Source organism: Nocardia sp. NPDC004722, from assembly GCF_053601505.1.
This window is the reverse complement of the sequence record NZ_JBSGBY010000013.1, coordinates 22552-36841: the sequence shown is the minus strand read 5'-3', so window position 1 is coordinate 36841 and position 14290 is coordinate 22552. Positions and strand designations below refer to the sequence as shown.

Here is a 14290-nt window from a genome sequence, read left to right as displayed (position 1 = left end):
CACGCCGCGAAAGCATGCAGTCCGTCGTCGGTTTCGTCGCCTTCGACGTGATCGCGGCGATCGGGCTGCTGTGGCCCGCCGCGGCGCTGCTGCTGGATGCCACGCTGGCGCAACTGGATTCGGTGCTGGCCGAATCCATTCACGACTGCCTGGCCTTGGACGGTGAGGGCAATCCGTGCGTGGAAGCCCGGACGCCGCTCGAGCTGGAGCGCGAGATCTTCCTGCCCGGCGGTCATATCTTCCACGGGGACTTGGCATTTCCCTATCGCGAGGCCGCCGATGACAGCCCGGCGGCGCGCTGGGGCGTGGCGAGCGGGCACGCCAATATCCTGCTGTGCGGCGCGGGCGCGGTGCGCGGCGGCGGGGTCAGCGGCATCGGCGGCCACAATGCCGCGATGGCGGTGCTGGAGGAGGGCTCACGGCTCGAAAGAGACTGAGCCTCAGTCCAGGCCGCCGTGCTCGGCGTCCCAGCGGAGCCGGGCGGCGGCCACCCCCGCCATATGCGCGCGCGACCAGTCGGCCAGGTAGAACGCGACCTGCGCCAGCTGCTCACCCGCCTCGGTGAGCCGGTAGTCCACCTGCGGCGGAATCGTCGGATAGGCGGTGCGCTCCAGGAATCCGTCCCGCCACAGCCGTTTGGTGGTGAGCGTCAGCATGCGCTGCGAGATGCCGGGCACCGCGCGTTGCAGCTCCCCGAACCGGCGCACGCCCTTGCTCAGTTCCACCAGCACCAGGATCGTCCACTTGTCGCCGAGCCGATCGACGGTGTCGCGGATGCCGCAGTTGTCATCCCCACACGGCCCTTCGGGAATCAGCTGCGCGACCTGGTCGGTATCAGCGGTGTTCGTGACTGACGGCAAAGTGCCTTCTTCCCAGGTCGTGGCGGTTCCCGCAGGCTCGGTCGTGTCGAAATCCACAACGTGCTCAACACGAGGAGTAGCGAAAATGATCCTGGTAACCGGTGTCTCGGGCGCTCTGGGCGGACTGGTGCTGGACGGGCTGCGGGCCCGGCCGGAGCTGGAGGTGCTCGCGGGCAGCAGTTCCGGTGACGGCGACACCGTCCGCCGCCTCGACTTCGACGATCCCGCCACGCTCGCCGACGGCCTGCGCGGGGTGGACGTGCTGGTGTTCATTTCCGCCGGGTACGCCGAGGACGATGTGGTGACCGCCCGCCACGGCGCACTGATCGACGCCGCGACGGCCGCGAGGGTGCGGCACGTGATCTACACCAGCCTGTCCGCGTCGGCGTCGCACACCTCCATCGCCGTCCCCCATCTGTGGACCGAGAAGCGTTTGGCCGAGGCGCCTTTCGAAGTCACGGTGCTGCGCAACGGCTTCTACAGCGAACTCACCGTCGGGCTGGCCGCCGACGCGGTCGAATCCGCCGCCGCCACCGGTGTTTTCGCCGCCCCGTTCGGCACCGGCCGGATCTCGGGGGTGTCGCGGCACGATCTGGCGCAGGTCGCGATCCGGGTGGCCGCGGAGGTCGACCGGGACCTGCGGGCGGGGACGCCCAGCGCACACGCCGGTCGCACCTACGAGCTGGAGGGTGTGGGCTCGGTCGACGGCCCGGAGATCGCCGCGCTGCTGAGCGAAACCCTCGGCCGCCCGGTGCAATTCCGCGATGTCCCGCTCACCGATCTGCGGGCGGGCCTGCTCGGCAGCGACCTGGAGCCGTACCGGGCCCGCCACAGCGTCTCGCTGTTCGCCAACCTCAAGGCGGGCTTCCTGCACGCCACGAGCAGCGATCTGCCCGCCCTGCTGGCGGACGCCCCGCGCCCGATGCGCGCGGAGCTCGCCGCCGCCCTCGCTCACTCGGCCGCCGCGCTCACCCGCTCATGAGGTGCGGCGGCCGTCGGCCCCGTGCTGGCCCATGATGTCGGAGCAGCAGCGAATGAAGTACCGCAGCACCGGATCCGCCTCGGAGGCGTCCGGCCACACCACCGCCACCCGGGTCGGCCCGATGCCGCGCACCGGCCGGAACACCACGCCCGGGTAGGCGGTGCGGGCGGTGGAGGCGGGGGTGAAGCTGACACCGAAACCGTTGGCGATGGCGCGCAGCCATTCCTCGGTGCTGCGGGCGATGGCACCGATGATGGCGGTGTCGGCGGGCCGGGCGTCCAGCCCCATCCAATAGTCGCGCCACCAACCGGTTTCCGCGGGTGAGGCGACGTACGGTTCGTCCCACAGTTCCCGGAAGGCGAGGTCGTCGCGGGCGGCCAGCGGGTGATCGTGCGGCAGCGCGATCCAGCGCGGCTCGGCGAACAGCTCGCGCACGTGATAGTCCTCCTGCCCCGGAAACGGCAGCCGCAACAGGGCCACATCCACATCGCCCTCGTCCAGGCCGGCGCTCGGGTCGGTCCAACCGCCGGTGTGGATGTCGACCTGCCAGTCCGGGTGCAGCCGGTGGAAGACCTGGATGATCTCCGGGATGTGGCTGTCGGCGGCGCTGTTCACGCAGCCCAGCCGCAGCACCCGGGAGGCGCGGCTGGCGTCGCTCTTGGTGTCGCGCAGTATCCGATCCCAGGACGCCAGCAGCGGCGGGATCTGTTCGGCGAGAACCTTGCCCGCGGCGGTCAGCGTCCAGCCCGCGCGGGACCGGATGAACAGCTCCACGCCCAGCTGCTGTTCGAGCTGCTTGATCTGGGTCGCCAGCGCGGGCTGCGCGACATGCAGTCGCTGCGCCGCCCGCGGCAGGTTCTCCGCATCCGCGACTGCCAGGAAGTAACGCAGCAGTCGCGTGTCGATATCCATGCCACCAGGTTAGGAACAGGGCAACCGGTAGGCATACCCCAAGCCTTGGAAGACGGGATATGAGGCGGATGCTATCGGCGGTTCCGGGCCGGGTTGTCGGCCATCTCACGCTAGATTCAATTGCTAGAAGATTGCCTGATCAGTAGACCGGAAGGCGCGTCCCTCGAATTCGGGTGGGACGCCATCGAGTACGGAGGCGATCGGTACGAGCGAGCGGCACTTGCCACAGCATCGACGCGCCCAGTCGGGGCGCGGTCCCATGACCCGCGGCCTCTACGGGGCGACCCGCAAGGCCGCGGGATCCATGGACCGCTGGCTGCGGCGGGTCGGTGCCGACACCGCCGCACCGCCCGACGAAGCGCCCGAACCCGTCGAGCCGCCCGTCCCGCAGGACCTGCTGGATCTGCTGCGGCACCTCGGCGTCGCGCTCATCCGCTCCGGCGAGACCACCAATCGGGTACAGGACATCCTCGACGATCTGGCCCGCCGCTACGACGTCGACGAGGTGCACTTCTTCGTGCTGCCCACGGGAGTGTTCGTGCGCGTACAGGATTCGCGCGGTTCGGCCGTCGACCTGCTCGAGGCCGACTCCGACACGCTGCGCCTGGATCAGATCGCCGCGCTCTACCGGCTCATCGACGACATCAAGACCCACGTCCCGCCGCCCGCCCAGGCCACCGCGGCACTGGCGCGCATCCTCACCTCGCCGCAGCCCACCCCCGTCTGGCGGCTGCTGCTGGGCAATGTGGTGCTGACCGTGGGCCTGGGCCTGATGCTCAATCCCACCTCGAACGCGCTGCTCGGCTATCTGGTGCTGGGCCTGGTGGTTCAGCTGCTGCTCATGGCGGCCGACCGGTTCCGGCTGCTGTCGACCGGGCTGCCCGTGGTCGCCGGGGCGGTGGTCACGTTGCTGTCCTTCGGGTTTCCCAATGCGCTCGGCGGCGGCAATCCGTCACAGCTGCTCATCCCGTCGGTGTCGAGCCTGCTGCCCGGCGCGGCGCTGACCAACGGCTCCATCGAGCTGGCCACCGGCAATATGGTCGCCGGGGCCAGCCGCACCATCTACGGCTTCAACAAACTGCTGCTGCTGGCCTTCGGCATCCTCATCGGCCTACAGCTGCTGGGCACCCTGCCGGCGGTGAAACCGGCGCACGGCGGCGGATTGGGCTGGTGGACACCGGTACTCGGGGTGCTGCTGATCGGACTGGGCCACAGCTGGCGGGCCAGCGCGCCGAAGAAGTCGCTGGGCTGGCTGCTGATCGTGCTGTACGCGGCGTTCTGCGGGCAGCAACTGGGCCAGCAGCTGCACGGCGGCGGACTGCTCGGTTCGTTCCTCGGCGGCATGATCGCGGTGCCGGTCGCCTACCTGGTGCAGCGCAGCAAGGACGCCCCGCCGACCCAGGTGGTGTTCCTGCCCGCGTTCTGGATGCTGGTGCCCGGCGGGATGGGATTGACCGGGGTCTCGGAACTGGTCACCAAGAACGACCCCAACGGCCTGCACGTGATCGTGAACGCGGTGCTCACCATTCTGGCCATCGCCATGGGCGTGCTGGTCGGATCCGGACTGGTGTCCTCGACACGGCGGCCGCGGCTGGAGAACATGGTCGAGGACTGGCTGGGCCCCGACACCGGCAGGCACGCGGTCGAGAATCAGCGCACGACAGGCAGTTCCGAGCCGGGATCGGCGAGCCAGAGCAGCCAGTGAGGGGCGAGCAGGGCCGCGAACTCGTCGTAGCCGGGCGCGCCCGGGTGATATCCGTCGCCCGCGGTGACCTCCCGCATCCAGACCGGGTTCTCGCGCAACGGATGATGCGTCCGCAGATACGGCACCTTGACCTCCTCGCAGAGGTCGGCGTAGCGGGTGTCCAGCGCCAGAATCCGGGCATTGTGCGCATCGTCGACATTGGGCGGCGGCGCGACCACCATTGTCTGCCAACCCCTTTCCCGCGCCGCGCGCAGGATGGCGGCCAGATTGCGCACCGAGTCCTCGAGCTCGACGCGCGGGCGGCCGTCCTCGAACTGGGTGTCGTTGACGCCGGTGGAGATCACCACCCGGCAGTCCGAGCCCGCCGGTAGCCGCAGCGCGCATTCGGCCTCCCAGCGCGCCGCCAGCTCGGTGCTGTTCTCCCGCCGGATGCCGAGGTTGTAGTAGGTCAGCGGCTGCCCCGCCGCGATGGCTCGGGCGGCCAGCCGACCCGCCCAGCCCAGGCATTTCTGATCACCGACCCCCGCGACGAAGGACTCACCGATGAAACAGACACGTAGATCGAGCACCACGCACCGATCCTCGCACGCCCCTTCGCAATCCATCGAAGACTGCCATTAAGCCGGAATAACAGGTAGTTCGCGGGCTCGGTGGAACCGTTCATTACGGACTGTGCCGAGCGGGCACCGGATCGAACACTGTTACGGTTACCGGCGTGTTGGGTGACCTCGGAAGAGGCCGCCTGCCGCATACTCACACCGAGCCGACCATGGGACCGCAGCCGTTCCCACGATCCGAAAGCGCGAATAGGACATGCGAGTCGACGGGCGGGAGATTCCCGTCTCCGGCAGCCTGCTGCAGCCGCGGATCCGCCGGACCAGTGACATTCTGCGCGTCGTGCTGTCCGCGTTGGCCGTGGCCATCGTCATCGCCGGGTCGCTGATCACCCGGCCGCAGTGGGAACAGCTGGAGCGATCGGTCTCCGGCATCGTGGGCTTCCTGACCCCCGAACAGTCCAACCTGGTCTACATCGTCTACGGCATCGCGATTCTGGCGCTGCCCTTCGCCATCCTGGTCCGGCTGGTACTGCGCCGGCAGTGGAAGCTCTTGGCGGGGTTCCTCTCCGCGGGCCTGATCGCGCTGGCCCTGTTCTCGATCACCGGCACCGGTTTCACCGCGCCGCGCTGGCATCTGTCGGAACCGCAGCAGGTCAATACCTTCCTGTCGCAGTTCCTCGACGATCCGCGCTGGATCGCCATGCTGGCGGCGGTGCTCACGGTGGCCAGCCCGTGGCTGCCCACCCGCTGGCGGCGCTGGTGGTGGACGCTGCTGCTGGCCTTCGTGCCGATCCACCTGTTCGTCTCGCTGGTGGTGCCCGCGCGCGCCGCCCTCGGGCTGGTGGTGGGCTGGCTGGTGGGCGCGGTGATCGTGCTGGTGGTCGGCACGCCCGCGCTGGAGGTGCCGCTGGACGCGGCCGTGCGGGTGCTGGCCCGGCGCGGCTTCCGGGTGACCGCCTTCAAGGTGCTGCGCCCGGCCGCGCGCGGACCGCTGGTGCTCTCGGCGAGCGCGATCCCGCAACCGGAGCAGAACGCGGCGGCCACCCCGGCCACGCTCGCACCGGTCGCCGCCCCCGGCAGCGAATCCCCGTCGCCCGACAATGAATTGATCATCGAGCTCTACGGCGCGAACCAGCGCAGCCGCGGCATGCTGCAGCAGCTCAAGCGCTGGCTGACCATTCGCAGCGGCGAGTACCCGGCCTCCTTCGCCTCCATGCGGCGCGCGGTCGAGCATCGCGCGCTGATGGGTTTCGCCATCGCGGATCTCGGGCTGGCCAGCAACAAGCCGCTCACCGTCGCCGCGCTGGACCGCAGCTGGATGATGTACGCGCACACCGTCCCCCAGGGCCGTCCGCTGGCCGCCTCCGACGGGGAGAAGACGCTGGCCAGCGCCTGGCGCGCGCTCAACAGCATGCATCAGGCGCAGATCTCGCACGGAGATCTGCGCACCGACGAGATTCGCGTGCTCGACGACGACACGGTGCTCTTCGAAGGCTTCGTGCAGTCCGAATTCGGTGCGTACAAGGTGCGTTTCGACTCCGACGTGGCGCAACTGCTGCTGAGTTCGTCCGCCCTCTTCGGCCCCGAACCGGCGGTGCGCACCGCCCTGGAGGTGCTCGACAAGCAGGCGGTGCTGGACGCCTCGACCCGGCTCACCAAGACCGCCATGCCCGCGCACCTGCGCAAGGCGGTGCCGGAGGCGGGCGCGCTGATGAAGGATCTGCGTGCCGAGGTGGCCGAGCAGACCGGGCAGGACAAGATCGCGGCCGCGCAGGTGACCCGCTTCTCGCGCAATCAGATCGTGCAGCTGGTGCTGCTCATCGGCCTGGTCTACGTGGCCTACCCGTACATCAGCCAGGTGCCCACCTTCTTCACCGAACTGCACAATCTGCACTGGGGGTGGGCGGCGCTGGGCCTGGCGGTCTCGGCGCTCACCTACGTCGGCGCGGCAATGGCGTTGTGGGCGTGCGCTTCCGAGGCCGTGAAGTTCCGCAACCTGCTGCTCATGCAGATCGCCAACACCTTCGCCGCCACCACCACCCCGGCGGGCGTCGGCGGTCTGGCCTTGAGCGTGCGCTTCCTGCAGAAGGGCGGGCTGGGCGCGGTGCGCGCCACCGCCGCGGTGGCCTTGCAGCAGACCGTGCAGGTGGTCACGCACCTGGTGCTGCTGCTGATCTTCGGTGCGGCGGCGGGGGTTTCGACCAACCTGTCGCACTTCGTGCCCAGCGCGACCGTGCTGTATTTCGTGGCGGGCGCGCTGCTGGGTCTGCTCGGCGCGACCATGTTCATTCCCAAGATCCGCCGCTGGCTGCTGCACGAGGTGCGCCCGCAGCTGGCGGAGGTGCTCGACCAGTTGAAGGATCTGGGCCGCCGCCCCGGCCGCCTGGCCATGATCGTCGGCGGTTGCGCCACCACCACCCTGGGCATGGCGCTGGCGCTGTGGGCGAGCATCGAAGCCTTCGGCGGCGCCACCACTTTCGTGACCGTCACCATCGTCACCATGGTCGGCGGCACGCTGGCCTCGGCCGCCCCGACACCGGGCGGTGTGGGCGCTGTCGAAGCCGCCCTCATCGGTGGTCTGGCCGCCTTCGGAGTCGAGGCGGGGATCGCCGTCCCCGCCGTCCTGCTCTACCGCGTGCTGACCTGCTGGCTGCCCGTGTTCTGCGGCTGGCCGATCATGCGCTGGCTGACCAGAAAAGACATGATCTAGGCCGAATACTCCTTGCGCAGTTCGACCTTCACGACCTTGCCACTGGCATTGCGGGGCAACTCGGCGACGATCACCAGCTGCTTGGGATGCTTGTAGCGGGCCAGTGACTCGTTGAGGAACGGTTCCAGCTCTTCGAGAGTCAGATCGTCCACACCGGGCATCAGCGCCACCACGGCGACCGGCACCTCGCCCCACTTCTCGTGCTTGCGCCCGACGACGGCCGCCTCGTGGATCTTGGGGTGGGCGAAGAGCACGTTCTCGATCTCGGCGCAGTAGATGTTCTCGCCGCCGGAGATGATCATGTCCTTCTTGCGGTCCACCACGTAGACGAAGCCCTCCTCGTCCTGGCGGACCAGGTCGCCGGAGTGGAACCAGCCGCCGTGGAAGGCTTCCGCGGTGGCCTCGGGCTTGTTCCAGTAGCCCTGCATGAGAGTCGGTCCGCGATAGACGATCTCACCGATCTCACCGGGCGCGACATCGTTCATCTCGTCGTCGACCACGCGGGCCTGGATGGTGGGGATGGGCCGCCCGACCGAGCCGAGTTTGCGCAGCGCGTCCTCGCCGTCGAGCACGCAGGTGATGGGCGACATCTCGGTCTGCCCGAACACCGCGACATTGAAGGCGTCCGGGAAGCAGTCGGCCATGGCGCGCAGCACGCTGTCCGAGGCCGGGGCCGCACCCCACGACAGTCCCTTCAACGCCAGCTTGCGCTGTTTGACCGTCGGCTCCTCGCAGATGAGCTGCCACTGCGCGGGCACGCAGAACGCGGTGGTGGCCTGCTCGGCCTCGACGGCGTCGAGGAACTCGGTGGCGTTGAACGCGCCCAGCGGATGCAGCACGGTCTTGCTGCCCAGCAGGAAGGCCGGGGTGAGGCTGCCCAGTCCGGCGATGTGGAACAGCGGCGAGGTGCAGAAGCCGACCGAGTCCACCGTGACATTGAGCGCCCGGATGCAGGTCAGCGCTTGCGAATTCATGTTCGCGTGGGTCAGCACCGCGCCCTTGGGAGTGCCGGTGGTGCCCGAGGTGTACATGATCAGGCTCGGAGTGTCCTCCGGAATGTCCAGCGGCGCATGGGGTTCGCCCGCCTCGGCGAGCGCGTCGTCGTAGCCGAGCACACCGTCCTCGGTCCGCCCGTTGATCACGACGACGGTGTCGAGACCAACGGCCTGTCCGGCCACTCCCACGGCCAGCGGCCGCAGCACCGCATCGGTGACGATCGCCTTGGCGCCCGAGTCCGCCACGATGTAGGCGACCTCGGGCGGGGTGAGCCGGAAGTTCACCGGCACCGCGATGGCGCCGAGGGCGTTGATGCCCATGACCGCCTCGATGTACTCGGTGTAGTTGAGCGCCAGGATGAGCACCCGATCGCCGAACCCGACCCCTCGACGGGACAGCGCGTCGGCGAACTTCTCCGACCGTTCGTGAAGCTGCTTCCAGGTGGTGTCCACGCCCTTGTACCGGAAGGCGACGTGGCCGGGCCGCATGGCCGCGTGCGTCGCGATCTGGTTCACCCAGTGATTGCGACGCGACCGAATCGGCTCGTCGAGCGGCTGGAAGGTCATGCGGTGTCCTTTCACGCTGGTCGAGCGTGAGAATACCCGCTAACTTTCTGACGTGACAAGGGTTACAGAGAAGGTTTCATTGAAAAGTTCTCACCGCATCAATCGGCAGTTCAGAGCCCAAATAGTGAGGTAGGGGAGACTCCGCCCGGTTACCACTTATCCACAGGAACGGCTGAAATACGTCACCGGAACAGCAAACTGTGGCTCACATCGGGGTTGTCGCCCCATATGCAACTATGCGAGTATCAGGGCAGTCACGAGAGGCAGGGAGAGGACAGCCCCCATGGCACTGAAGACCAAGTTCACCGAGACCTTCGGCGTCGAGCACCCGATCGTCCAGGGCGGCATGATGTGGGTCGGCCGGGCCGAGCTCGCCGCGGCGGTCTCCGAGGCCGGCGGTCTCGGCATCATCACCGCGCTCACCCAGCCCACCCCGGATGACCTGCTGCGCGAGATCGAGCGCGCGCGGGAGCTGACCGACAAGCCGATCGGCGTGAACGTCACCATCCTGCCGTCGATCAACCCGCCGCCGTACCAGGACTACGTCAAGGCGATCATCGAGTCCGGCGTGAAGATCGTGGAGACCGCCGGGTCCAATCCCGAGCCCTTCCTTCCTTATTACAAGGAGGCGGGCATCAAGGTGCTGCACAAGTGCACCAGCGTGCGGCACGCGCTCAAGGCGCAGAAGATCGGCGTGGACGGCGTGTCCATCGACGGCTTCGAATGCGCGGGCCACCCGGGCGAGGACGACGTGCCGGGCCTGATCCTGATTCCGGCCGCCACCAAGGCCCTCGACATCCCGGTCATCGCCTCCGGCGGCATCGCCGACGCGCGCGGCCTGGTCGCGGCGCTGGCGCTGGGCGCGGACGGCGTGAACATGGGCACCCGCTTCATGTGCACCCAGGAGTCGGCGATTCACCAGACGGTCAAGGAGCAGATCGTCGCGAATTCCGAGCGCGCCACCCAGCTGATTTTCCGCACCATGCACAACACCGCGCGCGTGGCCGACAACGAAATCAGCCGCAAGGTCGTCGAAATCGAAAAGGCGGGCGGCAAGTTCGAGGACGTGAAGGATCTGGTCGCCGGTGCGCGCGGCCGCCGCGTCTTCGAAGAGGGCGATCTGGACGCGGGCATCTGGTCGGCCGGTCAGGTGCAGGGCCTCATCGACGACATCCCGACCTGCGCGGAGCTGGTCTCGCGGATGGTGTCCGAAGCCGAGGCGCTGATCGGGCAGCGGCTCGCGGGCATGATCGGATAATTCCGGCGAAAGTCGGTACGTCCCAGACAATTACGGCAATGGGCCCTTGGCAATCATGCCAAGGGCTCTTGCCATTTCTGCTATCGATGACCGCCGCATCCGTCATGCTTTCAGTACACGACGGATGGCGGAGGTGCCTGAAATGGCAATCACTCGAATCTATCTCGACGACGACGCGCTGCGCCGAGCCATGGCCATCTCGGGTGTGTACACCGAACAGGACGCGGTGAACCTAGCGCTGAGATTCTTCAGCGCGCACGCCGCGGCCGAGGATTTCGACCACCCCTTTCCGGCGCGGTCGGCCTAGGGCACGGCAGCCCTGATCTCCCAGCCCCGGCGGGTATGGGACGTACCTGCGTGAAAGCCCTTCTGGGCGCGCCGAAATCTTGGCAGAATCGCGGGTGGTACCTCGGCGGCCGACAGCGCGCGGACACGGGAGGACATTCCTGTGGAGCACAGCAGAGCATCGACCGATCCCACCCCGTTTCCCAGGGTGTCGATCGTCGGTGTCGGCTGCCGGGCGACAGGTACGGACTTCGACCACGAGTGGTTCGGCCTGGACCGCCTCGCGGCCGCCGGTCTCACCCCACGCCAGCGCACCAATCTGGAAGTCGCCGTGGAGGCCCTCGACGACTCCGGATTGGGTTGCCTGGCACCGGCGTCCAACGCGGCCGTGGTCTTCGGCGCGATCGGCGGCACCAATTCCGCCCATCACCTGTCCAGGGCCCTGGACCTCCGCGGCCCCAGCCTGACCGTCGACAGCCAGCGCGCCTCACCCCTGGTGGCCGTCGACATGGGCGTGCGCCTGCTGGCCGACGAGTCGGTACCCTTCGTGCTCGCGGGCGGCGTGGACCTCACCCTGCTACCCGACATTTCGGACCTACGAATCCCCTTGCCCCGCAGTGGGGGCGGTGCCGCCGACGAGGACATCGGCCCGCGCGGCGGCATCTGCACGGTCCTCGTCCTGCAGCGCACCACCGACGCGCTCCGCACCGGAACCCGCCGCTACGCCGAGATCGGCGCCCCCGTTCTCGGTTTCCCCGAAGCCGAAAGCCTCGACGCCCACATCACCCTGGACGAACCGGCCGGTCCACCCGGATATCACGAACGCGGCGAGGAACCCCCCGTGCTCGTCCCCATCACCGGCCCCGACCCCGCCACCGTCCACGCCCTCGCCCTGCGTTGGGCGGTCGCCGTCGGCTCCTACCGCTCCCTGCGCGAATTCGCCTCCGCCACCGCACGACTCATCCCCGAAGACACCCGGGCCGCCATCCTCGCCCGCGACCCCGCCGAAGCCGCGGACCGCTTGCGCACCCTGGCCCGCCGCATCGCCTCGAAGCCGCCCGCCGCCGCCACCCTGACCACGGCGGTCCCCCTGCCGGGGCCGAACGGCGTCTTCACCCCGGCCCGCGTCAACCAGGTCGGCGACACCCTCTTCCTGTTCCCCGGCAGCGGTTTCCATCCCCGCATGGGCCGCCGGCTCGCGGCCCGCTACCCGATCTTCGCGACCACCCTGACAACCGCTGCGGACGCGGTCGCCGCGGCGGGCGGCCCGCGAGTCTGGACACCCCGGCACGGATTCCAGCGCGCCCCTCGGACCACCGGCCCCAACACCGGATGCTCGATGACTATCGTTGGCGCCCAACCATCTACGGCAGATCCGGATACGGACCACGACACCTCGACGACACCGAGCGGCGGCCCGCACCTCGGCGGCAGCACCGCGGACAGCGCCGACGACAAGCAAGGCGCGCAGGCACAACCCGCCGAGCGCGATGGGGCGGCACCGATCAGCCCGGAGGCGGCAGCGCGATACACCCGTGGTGCGGCCCTGCCGTCCGACCGCGGCACGGCGACACCCGCGACGGCGGTGAATGGCGAGACCGGTGGCGGTCGAGTCGTCTTCGAGCAGGTGGCGCTGTTCGTGTTCCAGGTGGCGCTGGCGGAGTTGCTCGAGTCCTGGGGAATTCACGCGGACGCGGTGGCGGGGCACGGGGCCGGGGAGGTCGCCGCGGCCGTGGCCTGTGGTGCGCTGTCGTTGGACGACGGAGCCCGGGTCGCGGTGGCGCGGGCGCGGCTGCTCGAGCGGGCCGGAGGCGGCGGGGCCGTCGCCGTGCTGGAGGCGACCCCGGCGGAAGTCGCCCGGCTGGTCGATCCCATGCGCGCCGAAGTCGCCATCGCCACGGTGGACGGCCCGACCACGATCACCGTCGCCGGTACGCCACGCTATATCGAGGCATTGATACGCCGAGCCCATCGCCGCGCGATCTTCGCCCAGCGTGTCTCCGACGACGCCGTGCCCGCCGCCGCACATCTTCCCGCGATTCGCGGCCGCGCCGACGAATTGCGTGCCGAGCTCACGGATTTGGCACCGGTCCCGCCGTCGCGCCCGCTGTATTCGACAACCCTGCGCAGCCGGGTGCTACGCCCACCGGGCAGCCCGCTACCGGCCGACGACTCCACCGGCCGGTCCACCCGGGTGGGTTCCACGCCCACCCAGCAGGCGCGGCTGACTGCCGACTACTGGGCCGACAATGCGTCATGCGGTGTCGAGTTGGCCGCGGCATTGGAGATCGCTGCCGCCGAAGGGATTACGTCGGTACTGGAGGTGGGTCCCTATCCGGTGCTCACGCCCGGCCTCCGCGAGCGCGCACCGTTCCGGAACGGCGTGCGCGCCACGCTGGCCCGGGACGACGAGGCGGAGAGCCTGCTGCGCACCATTGCGGAGTGGTATCTGGAGGGCCGGTCCGTGGATTGGACGGCGCTCGGCCCTCACCTGGCCGCACCGCCGCAACGGCAGTGGCGCCGAGGCGACGCCGGGGACGGGCAGCGTTGGCCGCCGGCCGGATACGGTGCGGCGCAGGTGGTTCCGGCGTTCCCGGCCGTCGAGATCCGGGCCGAGGGAGCGTATGTGGTGGCCGGTGGACTGGGGCCGCAGGGCGAGGCGGCGGTGCGGTGGCTGTTGGAGGCCGGGGCGCGGGATGTGGTGGTGCTGACGCGGTCGCCGCGGCCGCTGCCGGTGGGGCTGGCGGGGATGGAGGATCGGATCGTGGTGATGCGGTGCGATTGCGCGGATCGGACGGATCTGGCGATGGCGTTGCAGGATATTCGGGAGTGCGGGGCGGCGATTCGCGGCGTGGTGCACGCGTCGGGGGAGACGCGGCTGGTGGCGGCGGCGAACCTGCTGGAGTTGACCGCGGCCGATCCGACGGACTTCACCGTGCTGCTGACCCCGGTGCCCGGGGCCGGGGAGCCGGAAGAGGTGCGGGAACTGGCGGCGGCGCAGGTGGATCGGCGCGTCATCTGCGTGGATTGGGAGGTTGGGCCCGCGGCCTAGGGCAGGATGACTCCATGGCGGACCCCGAGATCACGGTCAAGTGGAAGAAGGAGCCGGACGAGCACGATTACCCGGCCGCCGCGGACTACCTGGAGATGCTGGCCGAAGCGGTCGTGATCGACGCGGTGGTCGCGGAATTGCGGGCCGCGCCGGTGGTCTACAAGAAGGCCAAGGACCTGCTGCGGGCCTCGGCGCTGGACGCGCTGCCCACCTCCAACCCGTATGTCCGGCGCGATCTGCAGAAGATCGTCACCGGCAAGGCGCTCTCGCCGATCCTGGTGGTGCGCGGCGACTTCCGCAGGGGCGTGCCCATGCAGATCGTGGACGGCTACCACCGCGTCTGCGCCATCTACTACACCGACGAGAACATCGCGATCCCCGTGAAGATCGCCGCCCTGCCGCATTGA

Annotated in this window: 11 protein-coding genes and 1 pseudogene; 8 read left to right on the top strand and 4 right to left on the bottom strand. The window is 69.2% G+C overall.

The window, feature by feature from the left end:
* A pseudogene (locus ACWELQ_RS03340) lies at positions 1–437 on the top strand (hypothetical protein); the annotation flags it as partial.
* Between the two features lie 3 nt (positions 438–440).
* Here the strand turns inward: ACWELQ_RS03340 and ACWELQ_RS03335 are convergent.
* Complete coding sequence (locus ACWELQ_RS03335) at positions 441–860, bottom strand: winged helix-turn-helix transcriptional regulator (protein WP_452395410.1); 420 nt, start codon at positions 858–860, stop codon at positions 441–443.
* An 85-nt stretch (positions 861–945) separates the two neighbouring features.
* On the opposite strand from ACWELQ_RS03335, the gene ACWELQ_RS03330 reads away from it, so the two are divergent.
* A complete protein-coding gene (locus tag ACWELQ_RS03330) occupies positions 946–1842 on the top strand; it encodes an NmrA family NAD(P)-binding protein (protein ID WP_452395409.1) in 897 nt (298 codons plus the stop codon).
* Here the strand turns inward: ACWELQ_RS03330 and ACWELQ_RS03325 are convergent.
* On the bottom strand, positions 1837–2754 hold the full coding sequence (locus tag ACWELQ_RS03325; RefSeq protein WP_452395408.1) for a LysR family transcriptional regulator: 918 nt from the start codon (positions 2752–2754) through the stop codon (positions 1837–1839). The two genes, ACWELQ_RS03330 and ACWELQ_RS03325, sit on opposite strands and share 6 nt — an antisense overlap.
* 259 nt (positions 2755–3013) lie before the next feature.
* Here ACWELQ_RS03325 and ACWELQ_RS03320 point away from each other — a divergent pair, with 259 nt between their 5' ends.
* Positions 3014–4459, top strand: a complete 1446-nt coding sequence (locus tag ACWELQ_RS03320; RefSeq protein WP_452395407.1) for a threonine/serine ThrE exporter family protein — start codon at positions 3014–3016, stop codon at positions 4457–4459.
* Here ACWELQ_RS03320 and ACWELQ_RS03315 read toward each other — a convergent pair.
* Positions 4405–5031 (bottom strand): GDSL-type esterase/lipase family protein, encoded by a 627-nt coding sequence (locus ACWELQ_RS03315; protein WP_452395406.1) that lies wholly within the window; start codon positions 5029–5031, stop codon positions 4405–4407. The genes ACWELQ_RS03320 and ACWELQ_RS03315 overlap by 55 nt on opposite strands.
* Positions 5032–5272: 241 nt before the next feature.
* Between ACWELQ_RS03315 and ACWELQ_RS03310 the strand changes: the two genes are divergently transcribed.
* Positions 5273–7726 carry a lysylphosphatidylglycerol synthase transmembrane domain-containing protein gene (locus ACWELQ_RS03310; protein ID WP_452395405.1) on the top strand — a complete coding sequence of 818 codons (2454 nt, stop codon included), beginning with the start codon at positions 5273–5275 and terminating at the stop codon, positions 7724–7726.
* On the opposite strand, the gene fadD5 is transcribed toward ACWELQ_RS03310, so the two are convergent.
* Positions 7723–9288 (bottom strand): fatty-acid--CoA ligase FadD5, encoded by a 1566-nt coding sequence (gene fadD5 / locus ACWELQ_RS03305; protein WP_452395404.1) that lies wholly within the window; start codon positions 9286–9288, stop codon positions 7723–7725. The two genes, ACWELQ_RS03310 and fadD5, sit on opposite strands and share 4 nt — an antisense overlap.
* A gap of 283 nt (positions 9289–9571) precedes the next feature.
* Between fadD5 and ACWELQ_RS03300 the strand changes: the two genes are divergently transcribed.
* The 4 genes from ACWELQ_RS03300 to ACWELQ_RS03285 all read left to right on the top strand — a co-directional run bounded on the left by ACWELQ_RS03300 (position 9572) and on the right by ACWELQ_RS03285 (position 14290).
* A complete protein-coding gene (locus ACWELQ_RS03300; RefSeq protein WP_452395403.1) occupies positions 9572–10546 on the top strand; it encodes an NAD(P)H-dependent flavin oxidoreductase in 975 nt (324 codons plus the stop codon).
* 142 nt (positions 10547–10688) lie between these two features.
* Positions 10689–10853: a type II toxin-antitoxin system VapB family antitoxin gene (locus tag ACWELQ_RS03295; RefSeq protein WP_452395402.1), complete on the top strand. Its 165-nt coding sequence runs from the start codon at positions 10689–10691 to the stop codon at positions 10851–10853.
* 141 nt (positions 10854–10994) lie between these two features.
* The gene (locus ACWELQ_RS03290; RefSeq protein ID WP_452395401.1) at positions 10995–13883 is read left to right on the top strand and encodes an acyltransferase domain-containing protein; all 2889 of its coding nucleotides are present in this window, start codon (positions 10995–10997) and stop codon (positions 13881–13883) included.
* A gap of 14 nt (positions 13884–13897) precedes the next feature.
* The gene (locus ACWELQ_RS03285) at positions 13898–14290 is read left to right on the top strand and encodes a hypothetical protein (protein WP_452395400.1); all 393 of its coding nucleotides are present in this window, start codon (positions 13898–13900) and stop codon (positions 14288–14290) included.

Coding starts and splice junctions, on each gene's coding strand:
- ACWELQ_RS03300 (WP_452395403.1), top strand. CDS start 9,572: ATGGCACTGAAGACCAAGTTCACCGAGACCTTCGGCGTCGAGCACCCG.
- ACWELQ_RS03330 (WP_452395409.1), top strand. CDS start 946: ATGATCCTGGTAACCGGTGTCTCGGGCGCTCTGGGCGGACTGGTGCTG.
- ACWELQ_RS03325 (WP_452395408.1), bottom strand. CDS start 2,754: ATGGATATCGACACGCGACTGCTGCGTTACTTCCTGGCAGTCGCGGAT.
- ACWELQ_RS03320 (WP_452395407.1), top strand. CDS start 3,014: ATGACCCGCGGCCTCTACGGGGCGACCCGCAAGGCCGCGGGATCCATG.
- fadD5 (WP_452395404.1), bottom strand. CDS start 9,288: ATGACCTTCCAGCCGCTCGACGAGCCGATTCGGTCGCGTCGCAATCAC.
- ACWELQ_RS03310 (WP_452395405.1), top strand. CDS start 5,273: ATGCGAGTCGACGGGCGGGAGATTCCCGTCTCCGGCAGCCTGCTGCAG.
- ACWELQ_RS03285 (WP_452395400.1), top strand. CDS start 13,898: ATGGCGGACCCCGAGATCACGGTCAAGTGGAAGAAGGAGCCGGACGAG.
- ACWELQ_RS03295 (WP_452395402.1), top strand. CDS start 10,689: ATGGCAATCACTCGAATCTATCTCGACGACGACGCGCTGCGCCGAGCC.